This window comes from Enterobacter sp. BWH52 (genome assembly GCF_001037565.1).
GTDB lineage: Bacteria > Pseudomonadota > Gammaproteobacteria > Enterobacterales > Enterobacteriaceae > Enterobacter > Enterobacter hormaechei_C.
This window is the reverse complement of the sequence record NZ_KQ089854.1, coordinates 957,397-978,652: the sequence shown is the minus strand read 5'-3', so window position 1 is coordinate 978,652 and position 21,256 is coordinate 957,397. Positions and strand designations below refer to the sequence as shown.

General features: G+C 55.0%; 20 protein-coding genes. 4 read left to right on the top strand and 16 right to left on the bottom strand.

Annotated elements, in window-relative coordinates; genetic code table 11:
* Positions 1–11: 11 nt before the first annotated feature.
* Positions 12–539, bottom strand: coding sequence for a YbaY family lipoprotein (locus tag SK47_RS04595; RefSeq protein ID WP_048243546.1), 528 nt, complete (start codon positions 537–539; stop codon positions 12–14).
* Positions 540–742: 203 nt separating this feature from the next.
* On the opposite strand from SK47_RS04595, the gene tesB reads away from it, so the two are divergent.
* Positions 743–1,603 (top strand): acyl-CoA thioesterase II, encoded by an 861-nt coding sequence (tesB, locus tag SK47_RS04590; RefSeq protein WP_022650486.1) that lies wholly within the window; start codon positions 743–745, stop codon positions 1,601–1,603.
* 93 nt (positions 1,604–1,696) lie between these two features.
* Here tesB and amtB read toward each other — a convergent pair whose 3' ends face one another.
* The 5 genes from amtB to SK47_RS04565 all read right to left on the bottom strand — a co-directional run bounded on the left by amtB (position 1,697) and on the right by SK47_RS04565 (position 7,586).
* Positions 1,697–2,983, bottom strand: coding sequence for an ammonium transporter AmtB (gene amtB, locus SK47_RS04585; RefSeq protein ID WP_022650485.1), 1,287 nt, complete (start codon positions 2,981–2,983; stop codon positions 1,697–1,699).
* A 35-nt stretch (positions 2,984–3,018) separates the two neighbouring features.
* A complete protein-coding gene (glnK, locus tag SK47_RS04580; RefSeq protein ID WP_006809867.1) occupies positions 3,019–3,357 on the bottom strand; it encodes a P-II family nitrogen regulator in 339 nt (112 codons plus the stop codon).
* A 211-nt stretch (positions 3,358–3,568) separates the two neighbouring features.
* Positions 3,569–5,350: a SmdB family multidrug efflux ABC transporter permease/ATP-binding protein gene (locus SK47_RS04575; RefSeq protein WP_048243545.1), complete on the bottom strand. Its 1,782-nt coding sequence runs from the start codon at positions 5,348–5,350 to the stop codon at positions 3,569–3,571.
* The gene (locus SK47_RS04570) at positions 5,343–7,097 is read right to left on the bottom strand and encodes a SmdA family multidrug ABC transporter permease/ATP-binding protein (protein ID WP_022650483.1); all 1,755 of its coding nucleotides are present in this window, start codon (positions 7,095–7,097) and stop codon (positions 5,343–5,345) included. The genes SK47_RS04575 and SK47_RS04570 overlap by 8 nt, the downstream gene beginning before the upstream one ends.
* 30 nt (positions 7,098–7,127) lie before the next feature.
* Complete coding sequence (locus SK47_RS04565; protein ID WP_015571267.1) at positions 7,128–7,586, bottom strand: Lrp/AsnC family transcriptional regulator; 459 nt, start codon at positions 7,584–7,586, stop codon at positions 7,128–7,130.
* Positions 7,587–7,701: 115 nt separating this feature from the next.
* Here SK47_RS04565 and SK47_RS04560 point away from each other — a divergent pair, with 115 nt between their 5' ends.
* Complete coding sequence (locus tag SK47_RS04560) at positions 7,702–8,748, top strand: PLP-dependent cysteine synthase family protein (RefSeq protein WP_003859036.1); 1,047 nt, start codon at positions 7,702–7,704, stop codon at positions 8,746–8,748.
* A 40-nt stretch (positions 8,749–8,788) separates the two neighbouring features.
* On the opposite strand, the gene cof is transcribed toward SK47_RS04560, so the two are convergent.
* A complete protein-coding gene (cof, locus tag SK47_RS04555) occupies positions 8,789–9,607 on the bottom strand; it encodes an HMP-PP phosphatase (protein ID WP_003859037.1) in 819 nt (272 codons plus the stop codon).
* Positions 9,608–9,708: 101 nt separating this feature from the next.
* On the opposite strand from cof, the gene SK47_RS04550 reads away from it, so the two are divergent.
* Positions 9,709–11,409, top strand: coding sequence for an SgrR family transcriptional regulator (locus SK47_RS04550; protein WP_003859038.1), 1,701 nt, complete (start codon positions 9,709–9,711; stop codon positions 11,407–11,409).
* Between the two features lie 66 nt (positions 11,410–11,475).
* The gene (gene queC / locus SK47_RS04545) at positions 11,476–12,171 is read left to right on the top strand and encodes a 7-cyano-7-deazaguanine synthase QueC (protein ID WP_015571271.1); all 696 of its coding nucleotides are present in this window, start codon (positions 11,476–11,478) and stop codon (positions 12,169–12,171) included.
* A 3-nt stretch (positions 12,172–12,174) separates the two neighbouring features.
* Here the strand turns inward: queC and SK47_RS04540 are convergent, their stop codons facing one another.
* From SK47_RS04540 to clpP, 9 genes are all read right to left on the bottom strand, one after another.
* Complete coding sequence (locus SK47_RS04540) at positions 12,175–12,504, bottom strand: helix-turn-helix domain-containing transcriptional regulator (RefSeq protein ID WP_022650480.1); 330 nt, start codon at positions 12,502–12,504, stop codon at positions 12,175–12,177.
* The gene (locus SK47_RS04535; protein ID WP_023324235.1) at positions 12,491–12,841 is read right to left on the bottom strand and encodes a type II toxin-antitoxin system RelE/ParE family toxin; all 351 of its coding nucleotides are present in this window, start codon (positions 12,839–12,841) and stop codon (positions 12,491–12,493) included. The genes SK47_RS04540 and SK47_RS04535 overlap by 14 nt, the downstream gene beginning before the upstream one ends.
* 47 nt (positions 12,842–12,888) lie before the next feature.
* Positions 12,889–13,287 carry a YbgC/FadM family acyl-CoA thioesterase gene (locus SK47_RS04530; protein ID WP_003859042.1) on the bottom strand — a complete coding sequence of 133 codons (399 nt, stop codon included), beginning with the start codon at positions 13,285–13,287 and terminating at the stop codon, positions 12,889–12,891.
* Positions 13,288–13,384: 97 nt separating this feature from the next.
* Entirely contained in the window at positions 13,385–13,765 is a 381-nt protein-coding gene (locus SK47_RS04525; protein WP_003859045.1) for a helix-hairpin-helix domain-containing protein, read from the bottom strand.
* Between the two features lie 148 nt (positions 13,766–13,913).
* The gene (ppiD, locus tag SK47_RS04520) at positions 13,914–15,785 is read right to left on the bottom strand and encodes a peptidylprolyl isomerase (protein ID WP_032657391.1); all 1,872 of its coding nucleotides are present in this window, start codon (positions 15,783–15,785) and stop codon (positions 13,914–13,916) included.
* Positions 15,786–15,997: 212 nt separating this feature from the next.
* Complete coding sequence (hupB, locus tag SK47_RS04515; protein WP_002444653.1) at positions 15,998–16,270, bottom strand: nucleoid-associated protein HU-beta; 273 nt, start codon at positions 16,268–16,270, stop codon at positions 15,998–16,000.
* Between the two features lie 210 nt (positions 16,271–16,480).
* Positions 16,481–18,835 carry an endopeptidase La gene (gene lon, locus SK47_RS04510; RefSeq protein WP_006809878.1) on the bottom strand — a complete coding sequence of 785 codons (2,355 nt, stop codon included), beginning with the start codon at positions 18,833–18,835 and terminating at the stop codon, positions 16,481–16,483.
* A gap of 184 nt (positions 18,836–19,019) precedes the next feature.
* Positions 19,020–20,294: an ATP-dependent protease ATP-binding subunit ClpX gene (gene clpX / locus SK47_RS04505; RefSeq protein WP_006809879.1), complete on the bottom strand. Its 1,275-nt coding sequence runs from the start codon at positions 20,292–20,294 to the stop codon at positions 19,020–19,022.
* A gap of 127 nt (positions 20,295–20,421) precedes the next feature.
* A complete protein-coding gene (clpP, locus tag SK47_RS04500) occupies positions 20,422–21,045 on the bottom strand; it encodes an ATP-dependent Clp endopeptidase proteolytic subunit ClpP (RefSeq protein WP_006809880.1) in 624 nt (207 codons plus the stop codon).
* Positions 21,046–21,256: the final 211 nt, after the last annotated feature.

Genomic DNA, 21,256 nt, shown 5'->3' with positions numbered 1-21,256 from the left:
GCGAAGGAAAATTACATCTGTGTTGGGGGTGTAGGCAGAGTCGGCTGATTGGTTTGCGTTGCAACAGGCACTTCAGTTTGCTGCACCGGTACCAGGGTCAGGTCGATTTTGGTGCCGCCTTTGTTGACCGCTTCCTGTACGGTATCGGTGATAAAGACCAGCTTATCGTTGATCGTTACCACCGCGCTCAGGAGGATACGCGCGTTAGGCTGGACGTCAGACGGGTTGTACGGCAGCACGAAGCTGAACGGCGCCTGTTTACCCTCTGTACGAACTGCACGCTGTGCAAGGACTTTAGACGGTGCATCCGCCAGAGACGCATCGGATAACGTGACCGTTAAAACCGCGTCCGGCGGCAGAGCGACTTTCTGTTTGATCCAGATGGTACCGGACACGTTGGGCTGTCGAATAGCTTGCTGTGAAAGGGTGTTAATCCCGTTTGGGGTCGCCGTTGGTACCGCTACATCGGCACTCTTATCCGCACAGGCGGACAACGCCACCGCCATTGCAACACCGCTTAACATAGGCACGAGTTTCATTGAAGTCTCCTTATCATCAATGCACCGGCGGGATCGATCCCATCCGATGTCGTTTTATTCACATAACGTAAACAAGTGTGGCACAAATCACGGATTTATGCCTAATTTTGCCCAGGTATTAAGATTATTCTACCCATCGGACCACTATCGTTTCTGCGTTATACTCAGCGTATCTTTCGCCACGGCGTTTATTGAGGACCACTATGAGTCAGGCACTGAACAATCTGCTGACATTGCTGAACCTGGAAAAAATAGAAGAAGGGCTTTTTCGCGGACAGAGCGAAGATTTAGGCTTACGCCAGGTTTTTGGCGGCCAGGTCGTGGGGCAAGCGCTGTATGCCGCCAAGGAGACCGTCCCGGCAGACCGTCTGGTGCACTCATTCCACAGCTACTTTTTACGCCCCGGTGACAGCGCTAAACCGATTGTGTACGACGTGGAAGTTCTGCGTGACGGCCAAAGCTTCAGCGCCCGTCGCGTGGCGGCCATCCAGCATGGGAAACCCATCTTCTACATGACCGCCTCCTTCCAGGCGCCAGAGCCGGGCTATGAACATCAAAAAAAGATGCCGCCTGCCCCGTCGCCGGACGATCTGAAATCGGAAACCGAAATAGCCCGCGCACTCGCGCATCTGTTGCCGCCGCAGGTAAAAGAGAAGTTTCTGTGCGATAAACCGCTGGAGATCCGCCCGGTCGAATTTCATAACCCAATGAAGGGGCATACCGCTGAGCCCGCCCGTCAGGTGTGGATCCGCGCCAACGGCAGCGTACCGGCAGACTTGCGCGTGCATCAGTATCTGCTGGGTTATGCGTCGGATTTCAACTTCCTGCCGGTTGCGCTACAGCCGCACGGTGTGGGCTTCCTCGAAAAAGGGATGCAGGTAGCCACAATTGACCATTCCATGTGGTTCCACCGTCCATTCGATATGAATGAATGGCTGCTTTACAGCGTGGAAAGTACCTCTGCGTCCAGCGCGCGCGGTTTTGTTCGCGGGGAATTTTACACCCAGGATGGTGTGCTGGTGGCTTCTACCGTGCAGGAAGGTGTGATGCGTAATCGCGGGTGATGTAAAAAGCCCGGTGGCTATGCTTACCGGGCCTGCAAATTACGCTTTTTCAGGCCGGGTAAGGCGAAGCCGCCGCCCGGCAAGGCACTCAAATTATGCGTTATAGGCATTCTCGCCGTGGCTGTTGACGTCCAGGCCTTCGCGCTCCTGCTCTTCCGGCACGCGCAGCCCTACGGTCATATCAGCCAGCTTGTAACCGATAAAGGCCACAACACCCGACCAGACAACGGTGATTGCGATACTTTCCAGCTGTACCAGCACCTGATGCCCCATGGTTACACCTTCTGCGTAACCCACACCGCCCAGAGATTGGGCAGCAAAGATACCGGTCATGATACAGCCGACAATGCCGCACACACCGTGCACGCCGAATACATCACACGGATCGTCAACGCGCAGAACACGTTTCAGTGCGGTAACGCCCCACAGCCCCGCCAGTCCTGCGACGATACCGATCAGCAGCGCACCGCCTACGCCCACGTAACCGCACGCTGGCGTAATACCTACCAGACCGGCAATCGCCCCGGAACAGGCACCCAGCAGCGATGGCTTGCCGCGAACGGCCCACTCGCCAAATACCCATGAGAGGATAGCGCCGGCGGTTGCCACAACGGTATTCACGAAGGCCAGTGCAGCGATTTCGTTAGCGGCGCTGGCTGAACCTGCGTTGAAGCCGAACCAGCCAAAGTAGAGGATGGCGGTGCCGGTAAAGACCATCGGCAGATTGTGCGGCTTGAATGCTTCCTTCCCGAAGCCCACGCGCTTGCCAATCAGGTAGGCGCCTACCAGGCCTGCTACCGCGGCGTTGATGTGCACAACGGTACCACCCGCAAAGTCCAGCGCGCCATGGGAAGCCAACAGACCACCGCCCCAGACCATATGCGCAATCGGGATATAGGAGAGCGTCAGCCAGACCACCACGAAAATCAGTACCGCAGAGAAGCGGATACGCTCAGCCAGCGCGCCCACAATCAGCCCCACGGTGATGCAGGCGAATGAGCCCTGAAACGCGACATGAATATACTGATAGAAGCTGCCCATTACCGCGGTCAGTTCGATATTTTTCAGCATCGCCCAGTTAACGTTGCCGAAGAAGGCGTTGCCCTCCCCGAAGGCCAGCGAGTAACCGTAAACTACCCACAGCACGCACACCAGCGCGAACGTGACGGCAACCTGCGTCAGCATGGAGAGTACGTTCTTGCCGCGGATCAGGCCGCCGTAAAACAGCGCGATCCCCGGAATCGTCATGAACAGCACCAGCGCGGTGCAAATCATCATAAAGGCGTTATCGGCTTTGTCTGCCACAGCAGGTGCAGCCATTGCCAGGCCCGGCAGCAGTGCCAGCGACCCCAGACCTGTTTTCATTGTTGCTTTCTTCATTTTCTCGATCCCTATCACTGTGTGCCTGGAGTTACTTACAACGCCGCTTCGTCAGATTCGCCGGTACGGATGCGAATAACGCGCTGTAGTTCGGCAACGAAAATTTTGCCGTCGCCAATTTTTCCGGTATAGGCCGCTTTGCTGACGACATCAATCACCTCATCAAGCTGATCGTCGGCAATCGCCACATCAATTTTCACTTTTGGCAGGAAGTTAACGCTGTATTCCGCCCCGCGATAAAGCTCGGCATGACCTTTCTGACGCCCAAAGCCTTTCACTTCGGTGACAGTCAGTCCCTGAATACCCATGGAAGACAGCGCTTCACGCACGTCTTCGAGTTTGAATGGTTTGATTACCACCGTAACCAGCTTCATATATCCCCTCCAGTCAGAATTCGGTAATGGCCGCAGCTAACACGAGAGTGATATTGCAAAGGGTGTGCCAGAAGTGAAAGGTGAGGAGGAAAGCGCCGCAGCGCGCATGCGCCGGGAAAAAGTGAAAAAAAACGCACCATGGCAGTGCAGGGTGCGTTTCAGTTTTGCACCAACGGTTAAGTCTGTTAGCGCATTGCCTTGTTATGGTGCATCAGGCGCTGAGTGACTCTTCCTCGCGCACGCTGGCGGTCAGTTCGTCGCCTGCCAGCTGCAACTGATACATCTGCCAGTAGCGTCCTTTTGCCTCAAGCAGCGCTCTGTGTGTACCCCGTTCAACGGCCTGGCCACGGTGCAGCACCAGAATGGTATCGGCATCGACGATCGTTGACAGGCGGTGGGCGATCACCACCAGCGTAGTGTGATCCCGCACGGCAGCCAGCGCCTGCTGGATCGCCTGCTCGGTACCGGAGTCAATACTTGCGGTCGCTTCATCCAGAATTAACACCTGTGGCGTCTCAATCAGCACGCGCGCCAGCGCCAGAAGTTGCTTTTGCCCGACGGAGAGGTTGTTGCCCTGCTCACCCAGCCGGGTATTGATCCCCTCGCTTAACCCGCGCGCCAGATCCGCCAACTGCACCGTTTCCAGCACCTCCCATACCTGCTCAGGGGTGAAAGGACGTCCCAGCGTCACGTTGGCATAAAAGGTATCCGCCAGCACCACCGGATCCTGCTGCACCATCGCGACGCCCTTACGCAACGCGTTGTGGGTAAGCGAGGCAAGCGGCCGTCCGTCCAGACGGATCTCCCCCTGCGTCAACGGATAGTAGCCCATCAGCAAACTGGCGAGCGTGCTTTTGCCGCTGCCGGTATGCCCAACCAGGGCGACAAAACCACGCGACGGTACCTCGAGGTTGATATCCTGCAAGACAAGCTGGTCGTCGCGGTAGGCAAACGAGACATGATCAAACGCTATGGATCCACTTTCCAGCGGGCGTTCGTCATCGCCATAGGTCTGACGCGGCCTGTCCATGAGCTCGAATACACGTTCGCCCGCGACCACTGCCTGTTGCAGCATCGACTGCTGCGTGGTGAGTTCAATCAGCGGTTCGTTAAGGCGTCCGAGGTAACTGATAAACGCGTACAGTACCCCCACCTCGATGGTTCCGCGCGTCGTCAGGCCGAACAGCATCAGCAGTCCGCACAGCACCAGCGCCGAGAAGAGGCTCAGCAGCGGACGTAACAGGAAACCGTCCAGGCGTAACGTCTGCATCCGCGCCATATAATGCGAGCGGCTGGCTTCCCCCATTCGCTCACCAAAACGCGCCTGCTGGCGAAACTGCTGAATAACGCTCATGCCGTTGATCACTTCGTTGAAGCCATCATTGATATCTGCAAGGTAAGCGCGCACGCGGCGCACGATCGGCGTGCTGTAGCGCTGGTAAATCACCATCACGATCAGCACCGCCGGGAAAATGGTGATTGCCACCAGCGCCATCCGCCAGTCCAGGCTGAACATCGCCACCAGCATCGCGCCAATTAGCGCGGCACTGCGCAGAACCGTTGCAACAACGGTTACATAGAGGTCGCGGATCACCTCGGTGTCATTGGTGACGCGCGAAATAACCTGCCCGACCGGCTGGGTATCAAACTCGCTCAGCGGCTGGCGCAGCGCGGCATCCATCACGTCCGTGCGCAGCTGCTGCACCACGCCCACGGCGGCCCGGTTAAAGAGCAGTGACTGCGCGTAATGCAGCCCTGCCGCCGTCAGCTGTAGCCCGACGTACGCCACGCCCAGCCCGGCGACCAGGCCGAGAGGCAAATAGCTTTTCGCTACCATGTTATCGATGAAATAGCTGATAAGCAGCGGACCGGTCACCTCCGCAATCGCGGCGATCCACAGCAACAGCACGGCGATGGAAAGCGGTTTGCGCCACGGTGAGCCATAGGCCAGCAGCCGTTTTAACGTCGGCCACATCTGTCCAAACTTACGCATCGGCCACCTCCTCATCCAGCGCGGCTTCAAGCTGTTGATAGCGGTACATATCCCGATACCAGCCGGTCTGCCCGGCGAGCTGCTCATGCTGACCACGCTGGGCAATATGTCCGTGCTGAAGCACCAGAATTTCACTGGCTTCGGTAAGCGCCGACAGACGGTGCGCGCTGATGATGACCGTGCGCCCCTCTCCCCACTGGCGAAGGTTATGCAGAATTTGATGTTCAGTACGCCCGTCAACCGCGGACAGCGCATCATCCAGAATCAGGATCTCAGCGTCCAGCAGTAGCGCGCGGGCAATAGAGATACGCTGTTTTTGTCCGCCGGAGAGCATAACGCCCCGCTCACCCACTTCCGTGTCGTAGCCCTGCGGCAGGCGCAGAATATCCTCGTGGACGCTGGCCAGACGCGCCACGTGCTCGATCTGGTCCTGTGTCGCCGTCGGACACCCGAGCGCAATATTATTGGCAATGGTGTCTGAAAACAAAAACGGCGTCTGGCTGACGACCGCCAGGCGGCTGCGCCAGTCATCCAACAGCAGACGTGGCAGAGGGATGTCGTGAAAACGGATATCGCCTTCGCTCACGTCAAAATGGCGCTGAATCAGTGACAGAATGGTGCTTTTACCGGAGCCCGTCGGGCCGCAGATGCCCAGCATCTGACCAGGACGCAGCGTGAAACTGACGTTCTCAAGCACCGGATGTTCCGTTTGCGGGTAGATAAAGGCGCGGATATCAGCCTTGAGAATACCCGGACCTTCCGGTACCGGCTCGCTGCCATCGTTCACGACCGGCACTTCCGCCAGCATGGCGCGGATGCGGCTGTAAGCGGCGCTCCCACGTTCAACGATATTAAACATCCAGGCCAGCGCCAGCATCGGCCAGATCATCAGCCCAAGGTACATCGCAAAGCTGGTTAACTGCCCGAGGGTCATGGTGCCTCGCACCACCATCCAGCTGCCGCCGCCCACCGCCAGCAGGTTCGCCATACCAATCGCAATATAAATTGTCGGATCGAAACGGGCATCAATACGCGCCACGCGCATGTTTTTCGCGCCGGTATCGGCGGCGTCGGCGGCAAACAGCGCGGACTGGCGGTCTTCCAGACCAAACGCTTTGATCATGCGGATGCTGGTCATGCTCTCCTGGGTGCGATCGTTCAGCGACGAGAACGCCGCCTGCGCCAGCTTAAAGCGTTCATGGAGCTGCTCGCCGTAGCGGTTAATTGCCAGCGCCATCAGCGGCATTGGCAGCAGCGCCAGCAGCGTGAGCTCCCAGCTAATTTGCGTAGACATCACAATCAATACCGCACAGCCCATCACCAGGGAATCCACCAGCGTTAACACCCCTTCACCGGCGGCAAACACCACGCGGTCTACATCGTTAGTGGCGCGGGCGATGAGATCCCCGGTACGGTGACGCAGATAAAACTCAGGGTGCTGGCGGCTCAGCTGACGGTAAAAGTCCTCGCGCAGCTCAACGGCAAGCTGATAGGACGCACCGAACAGCAGCACGCGCCAGACATAACGCAGCAGGTAAACCACCACGGCCGTCAGCACCAGCGTACCGACCCACATCATCACCCGTGCGGCGGTGTAATGTTGTTCGGTAACGCCATCCACGACGTAGCCCACCACTTTGGGGGGGAACAGTTGCAGAATGGCAATGATAATAAGCAGGGCCACTGCGCCGAGGTAGCGTTGCCACTCCCGACGAAAGTACCAGCTTAATTGGGCAAATAATCGCACGCGGTCTTTTCCTGAAGGTATTTTAAGAAGTTATTCAATGGGTAACGCTGTGGTGTATTTAATCTGTTCCATGGCGAAGCTGGAGGTGACATCGGACAAGCCCGGTACGCTATTGACCAGCCGCTTGTAAAAATCATCGTAGCGCTTCATGTCTGCCACCTGAACGCGCATCAGATAGTCGTATTCCCCCGCCATGCGCCAGAAGCCGAGCACCTCGGGCATGTCGGAAACCTGCGTGACGAAGCGGCAGTACCATTCGCTGCTGTGATGCTGCGTTTTTATCAGGACGAAGGCGGTCAGTCCAAGCCCCAGTTTTTCGGGATCCAGCAGCGCCACACGTCCCAGCAGAATGCCATCATCTTCCAGCTTCTTGAGGCGCTTCCAGCACGGTGTGGTGGTCAGATTAACGGCATCTGCCAGCGCCTGCAAAGAGAGGGTACAGTCGCTTTGCAGCAAAGAAAGCAGCTTACGGTCAATTTTATCTAACATAGCCACCTCGAAGAGAAAATTATTCTCCTTACATTCTATTTTAAAGGTCAGATAGCAACAATTTTTTCTGTGCTTTTCGCTATGCTGGGCACAAAATGACAAACGGATAACTACGATGAATAGCACCTGGGTTAAACATGCCATCAGCGAAATAAATGCCGACTATCAGCGCTCGGCAGACACCCACTTAATACGCCTGCCTCTGCCGGGATTTCCCGGTATTCAGCTCTATCTGAAAGATGAAAGTACCCATCCTACCGGTAGCCTGAAGCATCGCCTGGCGCGTTCACTCTTTTTATACGGTTTATGTAACGGCTGGATTAAAGAAGGCACCACGATTATTGAATCGTCGTCCGGATCAACTGCCGTCTCCGAAGCCTACTTTGCCCGCCTGTTGGGTCTGCCGTTTATCGCCGTGATGCCCTCATGCACGGCGAAACGTAAAGTTGAACAGATCGAATTTTACGGCGGACGCTGCCACTTTGTGGACAGTGCCTGCGAAATCTATGCGGCCTCCGAAATGCTGGCCCGCGAACTGAATGGTCACTATATGGACCAATTCACCTTCGCCGAGCGCGCCACCGACTGGCGCGGCAATAATAACATTGCGGACAGCATTTTCCGCCAGATGACCCACGAGCCGCATCCTGTTCCCTCTTACATTGTCATGAGCGCGGGCACGGGCGGAACCTCCGCCACCATCGGACGTTATATCCGCTGTCAGGGTTATGATACGCAGCTGATGGTGGTTGACCCGCAAAACTCGGTGTTCCTCGATTACTGGCAATCCCGCGATGCCAGCCTGCGCAGCCCCGTGGGGAGCAAGATCGAAGGGATTGGTCGCCCGCGCGTCGAACCCTCATTCATTCCGGACGTTGTGGATGAGATGCTCCGCGTGCCGGATGCCGCCAGCGTCGCGACAGCGCACTGGCTGGAGACACAGCTTGGCCGTAAAGTCGGGGCTTCTACCGGCACCAATATGTGGGGCGCGCTACAGCTGGCCGCGAGGATGCGTGAAGAAGGCCGTACCGGCTCTGTCGTCACGCTGCTGTGCGACAGCGGGGAGCGATACCTGGACACCTATTACAACGCAGAATGGGTGCAGGCCAATATTGGCGATGTTGAGCCGTGGAAAGCGCAGATTTCGCAGCTGGTGAAATAAAAAAAGCCAGGCTTTAGCCTGGCTTGCTGGAAGGGTCTCACTATTCGGGGGAATATGGGAGGTTATTTTTGTCCAGCCAATGCGTCAAAAAATGGGACACCGCTTCGTTACGACAGTGTCCGATAACCGGTAAATGCGGGAGCGCGGCGATAAGCTGCGGCATCGCGTTCCCCATAATCAGCCCACGACCTACGTTGCTCAGCATCTCGTGGTCGTTCATGGCGTCACCAAAGGCCATACAGTCCTGCATCGTCAGCCCAAGATGATCGCTCAGCACCGCCAGCGCGGATCCTTTGTTACAGCCCACCGGCAGCACTTCAAGACAGTCCACCGCCGAGAAGGTCAGGTGCGCCCGTTCGCCCAGCGCCTCGTTAAGCTGAATACGCAGACGGCAGAGATCGTCGTGATCGCCACAGAAGCAGATCTTGGTCACCTTGTGTGCCGGAATGCGGCGCAAATCGATAAGCTGATATTTAAAGCCGCTGTAAACGTGAGCGTGCAGCAAGGCCGGGATCTCACGCCCGGTAAACCAGCCTTCATCATTAAAAACATGCACGCTGGCCTGCGTATCCCAGGTGCTGTGCAGGACAATGTCCGCCACCTCCGGATTCAGATCCTGACGGTGCAGCACATCGCCGTCGACGGAGTGAATGCGCGTTCCGTTGCCGGTGATCAAGAACGCATCGAGGGCAAATGTCCCCAGCAGATGGCGCATCTCCAGCACATGACGACCAGTAGCAAACGTCAGGGTAACTTCACGCTCGCGCAGGCGCTTAAGAGTGTTCAGGGTTTTCTCCCCTAAACGGTGATCCGGCATTAACAGCGTGCCGTCCATATCAAATGCAGCGAGCCGAGCCATGATTACTCCCGAAATGTGATGCGGTTAACTTGTGCATCAGTATTACGTGGGATATACGGAAGTAATAGTGAATAGATGATAATTATTGTTCCGGGTTTTTCATGCGCCAGCTTAACCGTCTTAACCAGTATCAGCGTCTGTGGCACCCGTCTGCCGGCGCACCGCAGCAGGTGACCATCAGTGAACTTGCCAGCCGCTGCTTTTGCAGCGAGCGACATGTTCGCACCCTGCTGCGCCAGGCGCAGGAGGCGGGCTGGCTAAGCTGGCACGCCCGCTCCGGACGAGGTAAGCGTGGGGAATTACGCTTTCACGTCACCCCGGATTCGTTGCGTAATACGATGATGGAAGAGGCCCTGAAAAGTGGACAGCAGCACAACGCGCTGGAGCTGGCCCAGCTCGCGCCTGAAGATTTGCGATCGCTGCTGCATCCGTTTATGGGCGGGCAGTGGCAGAACGATACGCCGACGCTGCGTATTCCCTACTATCGCTCGCTGGAGCCGCTTCAGCCGGGGTTTCTCCCTGGCCGGGCGGAGCAGCATCTGGCGGGACAGGTATTCTCTGGTTTGACGCGTTTTAATGGTAACAGCAGTGAACCCACGGGCGATCTGGCGCATCACTGGGAAGTCTCTGCTGACGGCCTGCGCTGGCATTTCTACATTCGCTCCACCCTGCACTGGCATAACGGCGATAAAATAGAGACGGCACAGCTCCGGCAAAGCCTGACGGCGCTATTATCGCAGCCCGGCATGGGCACGCTGTTCCGCAGCGTCTTACGTATCGAAACCACGCACCCGCAGTGCCTGACGTTTATTCTCCATCAACCTGACTACTGGCTGGCGCACAGGCTGGCAACCTACTGTAGCCGTCTGGCGCATCCCGATTACCCTGTGGTAGGCAGCGGTCCCTTTCGGCTGAGCGTTTTTGAGCCTGAACTGGTGCGTCTGGAAAGCCACGAGCAGTATCATCTTGGCCATCCGTTGCTTAAGGCTATCGAGTACTGGATCACGCCCCAGCTTTTTGACTACAGTCTGGGCACCAGCTGTCGCCACCCGGTGCAAATCGCCATTGGCGAGGCCGACGAGCTGGCCAGCCTGCGGCTGGTGAGTAACAGCACCAGTCTGGGCTTCTGCTACCTCACGCTGAAACAGAGTCCACGTCTAAGCGAACTTCAGGCAAAGCGGCTGATTAATATCATTCATCTCTCAACGCTGCTGCACACGCTTCCCCTGAACGAAGGGCTCATCACTCCTACCGAGGAACTGCTTCCCGGCTGGGCGATCCCCCAGTGGCCTGATTTAACCGACGTTGCGCTGCCAGAGGCATTGACGCTGGTCTACCACCTGCCGGTTGAGCTTCACACCATGGCCAGCCAGTTAAAAGCATACCTTGCGCGGCAGGGTTGTGAACTGACCGTCATCTTTCATGACGCCAAAACGTGGGACGGGTGCCAGCAGCTTGCCGATGCAGACATCATGATGGGAGACAGACTGATTGGCGAAGCGCCGGCGTACACGCTTGAGCAGTGGCTCCGCTGCGATGCGCTCTGGCCGCATCTGCTGAGCGCACCGGCATTCGCCCATTTGCAGGCCACGCTGGATGCGGTGCAGTCGCAGGCCGACGAGCGTGACCGACACGCAGGAATTCAGGCTATATTCAGCCGGTTAATGGAGACAGCCGTCCTGACGCCGCTCTTTAACTACCAGTATCAAATCAGCGCGCCTCCGGGCGTCAACGGCATACGCCTTAACACTCGCGGCTGGTTTGACTTCACCGAAGCCTGGCTTCCTCCACCAAACGCGTGAAGAAGCTGGTCGCCGCTTTAGCCAGGCGTTAACATGACGCTTTTACTGTAACTGTCGAGATGATCTATGAAACGTGCCGTCGTCGTGTTCAGCGGAGGACAAGATTCCACCACCTGCCTGATTCAGGCGCTTCACCAGTATGATGAAGTGCACTGCGTCACTTTTGATTATGGTCAGCGTCATCGCGCTGAAATCGATGTCGCTCGTGAACTGGCTCTCAAACTGGGCGCCCGCGCTCATAAAGTGCTGGACGTGACGCTGTTAAATGAACTGGCCGTCAGCAGCCTCACCCGCGACAGCATTCCGGTGCCTGATTACGAACCGGATGCCAGCGGCATTCCGAACACCTTCGTACCGGGCCGCAACATTCTCTTCCTGACCCTGACGGCAATATACGCTTATCAGGTGAAGGCCGAAGCGGTGATCACGGGCGTGTGCGAAACCGACTTCTCTGGCTACCCGGACTGCCGGGATGAATTCGTGAAAGCACTCAATCACGCCGTCGATCTGGGAATGGCAAAAGAGACCCGCTTCGAAACGCCGCTGATGTGGCTGGATAAGGCTGAAACCTGGGCGCTGGCCGACTACTGGGGCAAGCTGGATGTCGTTCGCAACGAGACCCTGACCTGCTACAACGGCATTAAAGGGGACGGCTGTGGGCAGTGTGCCGCCTGTAACCTGCGCGCGAACGGTCTGAATCATTATTTTGCGGATAAAGCGGGCGTTATGGCCGCAATGCAGAAAAAGACCGGGCTGAAATAAGGGCTACCTGACCGTGCTGTCGAACAGTTTTACACCGGCAGCACGGGTAATTTTCATCAGTGTAGTCAGCGTTGGGTTACCATTTTCGGACAGGGTACGGTATAGCTGCTGACGTGAAAGCCCCGCTTTGGCTGAAATCTCTCCAATACCGCCGCGCGCTTCGATAACGCGTCTGAGGGCAATCAAATAGGCTGGGATCCCCTGGTCCTCGTAAATTTCATCCAGTGCAATTTGCAGATAGAGTTGCGCGTAAGAAGGATTTTCGCGCAGCATTTTGACTACAGCTTCATCATGGCTGACGGTACTTGAGAATTTTCGCTCACTTTTGCTCATGGAGTTTATCCTTTTGATGATCTTTCCAGTAATCTATTGCCAGCATCACATCCGCTTTCTGGCTCTTTTTGTCACCGCCGATCAGCAACAATAAGATTTCCCGATGCTGGACCGCAAAATAGACTCGATAACCGGGACCACTATCAACCTTCAACTCCCAGACACCCTCTCTGAGATAACGGTAATCGCCAAAATTCCCCTTCTCAGCGCGGTCGATTCGCAGAAGGATCCGAAACGCCAGCTCCGGATCCTTTCGTCTCAACTTTGCTACCCAATCCTCAAACGGTATTTTTCCGTCGCGGGTTCGGTAACGTTTAACAACGTAGTCCCTGTTCATGATTTTATCCCTGAAAACCCTTCTTGTCTTTTATAAAAGACAAAAATTTACGCGATCATCAGCTCCAGCTTTTCGCGCAACTCCCCTTCCAGCGGCAACGCTTTCTGGGTTTTGAGATCGATACAGACAAAGGTGATCAGCGCATCGGCCACAATCTGCCCTTCTGGCTCCAGCGTAACGACCTGGCTCAATACACCACTTTTGCCATTCAGTTGTTGAACCTCACTGGTCACGGTGAGCACATCCCCCAGCACAGCCGGGCGGCGGTAGTTAATGTTGATATTGACGACCACAAACGCGATGTTGTGTGCGGTTAGCCACAGGAAGCTTTCGCTGTTCTCCAGGCCGTCCCAGCGCGCCTCTTCAAGAAATTCAAGGTAGCGGGCGTTATTGACGTGCTGGTAAACATCGAGGTGATAACCACGGACTTTGATTTGTGTCTGCATAGCGCAATAGCCTTTCGTTGTTATAGGTTCAGAGGTCATAACTGGTATGACCTCTTTATCCTGGCAAATTTTTGCCGCAGTGCAAGTGATTACGTGATTACAGCGTCAGGTGTGCGAGATTGCGCTCAACCAGCGCGCTGCCCATACCCGGCACCTGCTTGAGATCGTCAAGGGTTTTGAAAGGACCATACTCTTCACGATAGCTGACGATGGCCTGCGCTTTTTTGAGGCCCACGCCATTCATTACGCGGGCAAGATCGTCCGCAGAGGCAGTATTAATACTGACCCGCGTACCCTCGTCCTCAATGGCTTTCGTGCTGGCCGTCGCGTTGGCTTTAACCTGACCTTGTGACGTTGCATCGGCCTGAGTTTGTGCAGCCTGGGCTTTAGACGAGGGTGACGCCGCCAGCGCGCCCGCACTCATCCCGGAAGTGGCAATAGCCAGTGTAATTAACAGTGCTTTGATTCCACATTTCATGCTGTTTTCTCCTTGTTTGTTGACAGCCATGCCACGATAGCCGCACGGGAAAACAGGGACAAACAGCAGATTGCAGAAATGGAAAAGGCCGCGAAAGCGGCCTTTAGTTTTTGCAGAACGTTACGAAAATCTGCGAGCAGACACGTAATTATTGCTCCTGAGTGACCACATCACCCAGCTTGATTTTGGCTTCTTTACGCAGGTTGCTCATCAACGCTTCGAAAGCAATCTGGGCATTGTTCTGGGTAATTCCCTGAACCATGGCCTTCTTCTGCGCGTCTGGCAGCGTGCCGGCTTTCACTTCATCCAGCGCCAGAACCACCACGTTACCCTGCATATCGGTCGTGGTGCCAAAGACAGGTTTGTCTTTCGCCGGCAGGCTCAGACCAAACGCCGCCTGGCTGACAGGATCCTGACCGGTACGGCTCAGCGTTTTTGCTTCGCCAAAGCTCAGGCCAGCCGCTTTCAGCGCATCGTTCTTACCGGCTTTCAGGTCGGCCAGAATTTTCTCTGCATCCAGTTTTGCCTGCTGTGCCGCTTTGTTGTGTTTCACCAGCGCCACCACCTGATCTTTCACTTCCGCCAGGGGCTTCACTGCCTCGGCTTTGTGCTCGCTGACGCGCAGTACGAACGCACGATCACCGTCAACGGTAATGATATCTGAGTTGCTGCCCGGCGTACCATTCTCACCGACCAGACCACCATTGAAAATGGCATCTGAAACCGGTTTGAAGTTCAGTTCTTCCGGCAGGTTTTCGTGGCTGAACCAGCCCGTCTCAACCGCTTTCACGCCAGCAGCCTGCTCAGCGCCCGCCAGTGATTCGTTGTCGTTGCTTGCGGCATCGCTCACTTTCTGTTGCAGAGCATAGAAGGCATCCAGCGCTTTCTCCTGCTTCACTTTCGCAGCGATATCATCACGAACGTCAGTCAGCGGCTTGGTTTTCGCCGCCACAACATCGTCCAGACGCGCCACCAGGAAGCCGACGGAGGATTTGATTACACCAGACAGTTGGCCTTTCTCTTTCAGGCCTGCATTTTTCAGCTCATCCGGGGTAGTTGACTCTTCCAGCCAGCCCATATCACCGCCGTTTTTGGCAGAAATAATGTCGGTAGATTTTGCTTTCGCTAAGGTGGCGAAATCAGCGCCTTTGTTCAGCTCGTCCAGCACGGCTTTCGCTTCTGCTTCCGTTTTGGTCTGGATCACGCTGTAACGGTTACGCTGCGGCTGAGTGAACTGATCCTGATGCTGGTCGTAATAAGACTGGATCTCGGCGTCAGTCGCATTTTCCTGCATCGCAGCTGCATCCAGCTTGATATAGCTTACGCGGAACTGTTCCGGAGAGATGAAGTTGTTCTTGTTTTGCTCGTAGTAAGCATTAACTTCAGCGTCGCTAACCTGCTGTTTCGCTGCCAGTGCGTTGACATCAATCGTCGCTTCACGCACCACGCGTTGCTGCGCCACCAGTGCCGCCAGCTCTTCAGTTTCGCCTTTCAGCATGAAATCGGTGCCCACCACCGCGTTGATTAGCTGTTGCGTGGTCAACTGGTTACGCAGTGCCTGAGCGTACTGGTCAGCCGTCATACCCATCTGGTTAACAATGCTGTTGTAACGCGCGTTGTCGAACTTCCCATTAGACTGGAAAGCCTGCGTCGAGAAGATGGCTTTTTTAACCTGCTCATCGCTGATGCCCAGACCCAGGCTTTTCGCGTACTGATCCAGCAGCGCCTCGTCAATAAGGCGGTTTAGCGTCTGCTGACGCAGGTTTTTCATATAGCCTTCGTTGGCTGCAAGTTCAGAGTATTGGTCGCCCAGCTGTTGCTGCATGCGGTTACGTTCACCAGCAAAAGCGTTCTCGAACTGCCCACGGCTAATTTCCTGGCCATTCACTTTTGCGGCGTAGTTCGCGCCACCGCCGATGAGGTAACTACTCACACCGGTCAATATGAACGACACGATAATGATACCGAAAATAATCTTGAGCACGAGACTGTTAGCAGCCGTGCGTAAGCTGTCCATCATGGTGTAACAACACTCCGCTGTAGGTGACTGGTTACCTGACGCTGACGGAAAATCCTGACCGTCGCGCGTAAAGGCGTATTGTGACAAGAAAACAGGGCAATTGTCAGCCCACAACTCGCATAAACTCGCACAAATCAGGTCTGGACAAACAAAAAAGGCACATCAAACGATGCGCCCTTGTACTTTTCAGCTTCCCTGGAGCGGGAAAGCAATCAGTTTACTGCGTCTTTCAGCGCTTTACCTGCACGGAAACCCGGCACTTTAGCGGCAGCAATGGTGATCTCTTTGCCGGTCTGAGGGTTGCGGCCAGTACGGGCTGCACGCTCTTTAACCGCAAAAGTACCGAAGCCTACCAGTGCAACGTCGTCCCCAGCTTGCAGAGATTCAGTAACAGAAGCAATTAAAGCATCTAAAGCACGTCCAGCTGCCGCTTTAGAAATATCAGCACCCGCAGCAATTTTGTCAATCAGTTGAGATTTATTCACTGTTCTCTTCCTCTCTTTATAATTTATATCGCACCTGAATCCTTCACAGCGCGACCGCGCAGCAGTTATATCAGTCCTGCTATGACCTTACAACACCCGTTGTTGATGGCTAACCCAATCAGCAATCTAAATTAGCTATACAAAAAAAGGCTGGCAAGTACGAAATGACTTACCAGCCTTGTTTTTATTGGCGCTCTTTGCGCGAGGTCACTATTTTGCGGTTACAACCTGCATTCCGGACGGTTCATTTTGCAGTGCGAGAGTCAGAACTTCCTCAATGCGTTTCACCGGATGGATCTGCAAATCGGCAATAACGTTGTCCGGAATCTCTTCCAGATCGCGTTTATTCTCGTAAGGGATCAATACGGTTTTGATCCCACCGCGGTGTGCCGCCAGCAGTTTTTCTTTTAACCCGCCGATAGGCAGTACCTGACCACGCAGCGTAATTTCACCGGTCATGGCCACATCAGCACGAACCGGATTACCTGTCAGGCAGGAAACCAGCGCAGTACACATGGCAATACCCGCGCTTGGGCCATCTTTCGGCGTCGCCCCTTCCGGAACGTGAACGTGAATGTCGCGTTTTTCGTAGAAATCCGGGTTGATACCCAGTTTTTCCGCACGCGCGCGCACCACGGTCAGCGCCGCCTGGATGGACTCCTGCATCACTTCACCCAGCGAACCGGTGTAGGTCAGCTTGCCTTTGCCCGGAACACAGGCGGTTTCGATGGTCAGCAGATCGCCGCCCACTTCCGTCCATGCCAGACCGGTCACCTGACCAACACGGTTTTCGTTGTCTGCGCGACCGTAGTCGAAGCGTTGAACGCCCAGGTACGCATGCAGATTGTCGCCGTTAATCACGATGTGCTTCAGGCTCTTATCCAGCAGCAGCTGTTTCACCGCCTTACGGCACAGCTTAGAGATCTCACGTTCGAGGCTACGCACACCCGCTTCACGGGTGTAGTAACGAATAATGCCGACAATGGCGCTGTCCTCAACGGTCAGCTCGTTGGCTTTCAGCGCGTTACGCTCAATCTGCTTCGGCAGCAGGTGCTGTTTGGCAATGTTCAGCTTCTCGTCTTCGGTATAACCTGACAGACGGATCACTTCCATACGGTCCAGCAGCGGCGCCGGAATGTTCATGGAGTTCGACGTCGCCACAAACATCACATCGCTCAGGTCGTAATCCACTTCCAGGTAGTGATCGCTAAACGCCACGTTCTGCTCTGGATCAAGCACTTCCAGTAACGCCGACGCCGGATCGCCACGCATGTCCGAAGACATTTTGTCGATCTCATCGAGCAGGAACAGCGGGTTTTTGACGCCCACTTTCGCCATTTTCTGGATAAGCTTGCCCGGCATGGAACCGATGTAGGTACGGCGGTGACCGCGGATTTCCGCTTCATCACGCACGCCGCCCAGCGCCATACGGATGTACTTACGCCCTGTCGCTTTGGCGATGGACTGGCCCAGAGAGGTTTTACCCACCCCTGGAGGCCCTACCAGGCACAGGATTGGGCCTTTGATTTTGTTCACACGGCTCTGTACCGCGAGGTACTCAAGAATGCGGTCTTTCACACGTTCCAGGCCGTAGTGGTCGGTATCCAGGATCTCCTGGGCCTGACGCAGGTCTTTTTTGACCTTGCTGCGGGCATTCCACGGAACCTGCACCATCCACTCAATGTAGCCGCGTACAACGGTCGCTTCCGCCGACATCGGAGACATCATTTTCAGCTTCTGCAACTCAGCTTCGGCTTTCTCTTTCGCCTCTTTCGGCATCTTCGCCGCGTCGATCTTACGCTTCAGCGCTTCGTTTTCATCCGGCGCATCGTCCATCTCGCCGAGCTCTTTCTGAATGGCTTTCATTTGCTCGTTCAGATAGTACTCACGCTGAGATTTTTCCATCTGCTTTTTGACGCGGTTGCGAATGCGCTTCTCAACCTGGAGCAGATCGATCTCAGACTCCATCATCGCCATCAGGTATTCCAGACGTTCGTTAACGTCGGACATTTCCAGCACGGACTGTTTGTCAGCCAGCTTCAGCGGCATATGCGCAGCGATGGTATCCGCCAGACGTGCAGGATCGTCGATGCTGTTCAGCGACGTCAGCACTTCAGGTGGGATTTTCTTATTCAGCTTGATGTAGCCTTCGAACTGGCTGATCGCGGTGCGTACCAGCACTTCCTGCTCGCGCTCATCAAGTTCCGGTGAATCAAGGTACTCTGCCTTCGCAGAGAAGTGCTCGCCATCGTCTGACAGAGTGGTAATACGCGCACGCTGTAAGCCTTCCACCAGCACCTTCACGGTGCCGTCTGGCAGCTTCAGCATCTGCAAAATAGAGGCCACGGTCCCGACGGTGAAAAGATCGTTTACACCCGGCTCATCCGTTGATGCTTCTTTCTGCGCGACCAACATGATTTTTTTATCATGATCCATGGCGGCTTCGAGGCAACGGATAGATTTTTCCCGCCCTACAAATAAGGGTATGACCATGTGCGGATAAACCACCACATCGCGCAACGGCAATACGGGGATTTCAATGCGTTCAGAACGCTCAGGATTCATAGAGCTCTCTCTTAGTTTAGTGTCCGCCAGGTAAACTGGTCATGTAACTGTGCTTCACACAACCATTAACATGTAATCCAGTATATGGGGATGTTTCCCATACATTCAACGCCATGAATACGGAAAAAGTAAAGGGGAGATAAAATCCCCCCTTTTTGATTAACTGATTGTATGAAATGGTGAATTATTCGCCAGATGCCTGCTGCGCTTCCGGTTTACCGTAAATCAGTAACGGCTTGGTCTGGCCACCAATGACGGACTCGTCGATCACGACTTTTTCGACGTCTTCCATAGAAGGAAGATCGTACATCGTGTCGAGCAATGCTGCTTCCACGATAGAACGCAGGCCACGGGCACCGGTTTTACGCGCCATCGCTTTCTTGGCAATCGCGTCCAACGCTTCGTCACGGAATTCCAGCTCAACGCCTTCCAGATTAAACAGCGCCTGATACTGCTTGGTCAGCGCGTTTTTCGGCTCTTTCAGGATCTGAATCAACGCGTCTTCGCTCAGTTCGTTCAGGGTCGCCACAACCGGCAGACGGCCGATAAATTCCGGAATCAAACCGAATTTGATCAGATCTTCCGGCTCAACCTGCGCCAGCAGCTGGCCTTCGTTTGGTTTTTCAGACGTGGCTTTCACCGTTGCGCCAAAACCAATGCCGGAGCCGGTTTCCACACGGTGAGAGATCACTTTATCCAGGCCTGCAAACGCACCACCACAGATAAACAGGATCTTAGAGGTATCAACCTGCAAGAATTCCTGCTGCGGATGTTTACGCCCACCCTGCGGTGGAACAGCCGCAACCGTACCTTCAATCAGCTTCAGGAGCGCCTGCTGCACGCCCTCGCCCGAGACGTCACGGGTGATGGACGGGTTGTCTGATTTACGAGAGATTTTGTCGATCTCATCGATATAGACGATCCCGCGCTGGGCTTTCTGTACGTCGTAATCGCACTTCTGGAGCAGCTTCTGGATAATATTTTCAACGTCTTCACCCACATAACCGGCTTCGGTCAGGGTGGTGGCATCCGCCATAGTGAACGGAACATCCAGCAGGCGCGCCAGCGTTTCTGCCAGCAGGGTTTTACCGGAACCGGTAGGCCCGATCAGCAAAATGTTACTTTTGCCCAGTTCTACGCCATTGCTGGTATCGCCGTTACGCAGACGTTTGTAGTGGTTGTATACCGCCACCGCCAGCACTTTTTTCGCCTGCTCCTGACCAATAACATAGTCGTCCAGGTGGTGGCGAATCTCGTGTGGCGTTGGTAACGCGCTGCGCTCACGGTGCGGCGCGACTTCTTTAATCTCTTCGCGAATGATGTCGTTACATAAATCGACGCATTCGTCGCAGATATACACGGACGGCCCGGCAATCAGTTTACGCACTTCATGCTGGCTTTTGCCGCAAAAAGAGCAGTACAGCAGTTTGCCCGAACCATCTTTGCGTTTATCTGTCATGAGTCCAAACCTCTTTTTAAGTTCTATGTGCCGCACATGACGACGCAAATGCCATTCTCAGACGCAAGCTGCTTACAGGCAACGTGCCGCCCTACATTAGTATAGCGGCACACTCGCGTCGCGGGCATCAATTACGATGGGTCAAAATGGAGTCGACTAAGCCGTACTCAACTGCCTCTGGCGCAGAGAGGAAGCGATCGCGCTCGGTATCGCGCTCGATCTGCTCGAGAGGTTGACCCGTATGCTGCGCCATAAGTTCATTCATGCGCGCTTTTACTTTCAGAATTTCTCGGGCGTGGATTTCAATATCCGTCGCCTGGCCCTGGTAACCACCCAGCGGCTGGTGAATCATCACGCGGGAGTTAGGCAGGCAGAAACGCTTACCTTTCGCCCCTGCGGTTAACAGGAAAGCCCCCATGGACGCCGCCTGCCCCATACAGATGGTGCTGACATCCGGCTTGATGAATTGCATGGTGTCATAAATAGACATGCCCGCCGTAATCACACCGCCCGGCGAGTTGATATACAGGTAAATGTCTTTTTCCGGGTTTTCCGCTTCCAGGAACAGCATCTGCGCCACGATCAGGTTAGCCATATGGTCTTCCACCTGGCCGGTCAGAAAGATAACGCGTTCCTTGAGCAGACGGGAATAGATATCGAAAGAACGCTCACCGCGTGAGGTCTGTTCAATAACCATTGGCACCAGCGCCATATGGGGTGCAAAGTTATCTCGTTCGCCACTGTATGACATTTCCGTCTCCTGGTTCAAAATTGAAAACACCTGCTGTACTGATTGTAACCTTATGGACGGATTATCAGCCAGTCTCAATCATCGTGATTACATACTAATGGGGGTCGCCATGCCCTATTTCAAGCATAACAACGTTTTGTTGTAACGCTAACACTGAAAGGGCGTTTTAGCACCCTTCCAGGACTAAAGCTGTGATAAAAAAAACCCGTCG

Excerpts from the sequence above, each read along its gene's own strand:
- SK47_RS04595 (WP_048243546.1), bottom strand. The coding sequence starts at position 539 with ATGAAACTCGTGCCTATGTTAAGCGGTGTTGCAATGGCGGTGGCGTTG.
- tesB (WP_022650486.1), top strand. The coding sequence starts at position 743 with ATGAGTCAGGCACTGAACAATCTGCTGACATTGCTGAACCTGGAAAAA.
- amtB (WP_022650485.1), bottom strand. The coding sequence starts at position 2,983 with ATGAAGAAAGCAACAATGAAAACAGGTCTGGGGTCGCTGGCACTGCTG.
- glnK (WP_006809867.1), bottom strand. The coding sequence starts at position 3,357 with ATGAAGCTGGTTACGGTGGTAATCAAACCATTCAAACTCGAAGACGTG.
- SK47_RS04575 (WP_048243545.1), bottom strand. The coding sequence starts at position 5,350 with ATGCGTAAGTTTGGACAGATGTGGCCGACGTTAAAACGGCTGCTGGCC.
- SK47_RS04565 (WP_015571267.1), bottom strand. The coding sequence starts at position 7,586 with ATGTTAGATAAAATTGACCGTAAGCTGCTTTCTTTGCTGCAAAGCGAC.
- SK47_RS04560 (WP_003859036.1), top strand. The coding sequence starts at position 7,702 with ATGAATAGCACCTGGGTTAAACATGCCATCAGCGAAATAAATGCCGAC.
- cof (WP_003859037.1), bottom strand. The coding sequence starts at position 9,607 with ATGGCTCGGCTCGCTGCATTTGATATGGACGGCACGCTGTTAATGCCG.
- SK47_RS04550 (WP_003859038.1), top strand. The coding sequence starts at position 9,709 with ATGCGCCAGCTTAACCGTCTTAACCAGTATCAGCGTCTGTGGCACCCG.
- queC (WP_015571271.1), top strand. The coding sequence starts at position 11,476 with ATGAAACGTGCCGTCGTCGTGTTCAGCGGAGGACAAGATTCCACCACC.
- SK47_RS04540 (WP_022650480.1), bottom strand. The coding sequence starts at position 12,504 with ATGAGCAAAAGTGAGCGAAAATTCTCAAGTACCGTCAGCCATGATGAA.
- SK47_RS04535 (WP_023324235.1), bottom strand. The coding sequence starts at position 12,841 with ATGAACAGGGACTACGTTGTTAAACGTTACCGAACCCGCGACGGAAAA.
- SK47_RS04530 (WP_003859042.1), bottom strand. The coding sequence starts at position 13,287 with ATGCAGACACAAATCAAAGTCCGTGGTTATCACCTCGATGTTTACCAG.
- SK47_RS04525 (WP_003859045.1), bottom strand. The coding sequence starts at position 13,765 with ATGAAATGTGGAATCAAAGCACTGTTAATTACACTGGCTATTGCCACT.
- ppiD (WP_032657391.1), bottom strand. The coding sequence starts at position 15,785 with ATGATGGACAGCTTACGCACGGCTGCTAACAGTCTCGTGCTCAAGATT.
- lon (WP_006809878.1), bottom strand. The coding sequence starts at position 18,835 with ATGAATCCTGAGCGTTCTGAACGCATTGAAATCCCCGTATTGCCGTTG.
- clpX (WP_006809879.1), bottom strand. The coding sequence starts at position 20,294 with ATGACAGATAAACGCAAAGATGGTTCGGGCAAACTGCTGTACTGCTCT.
- clpP (WP_006809880.1), bottom strand. The coding sequence starts at position 21,045 with ATGTCATACAGTGGCGAACGAGATAACTTTGCACCCCATATGGCGCTG.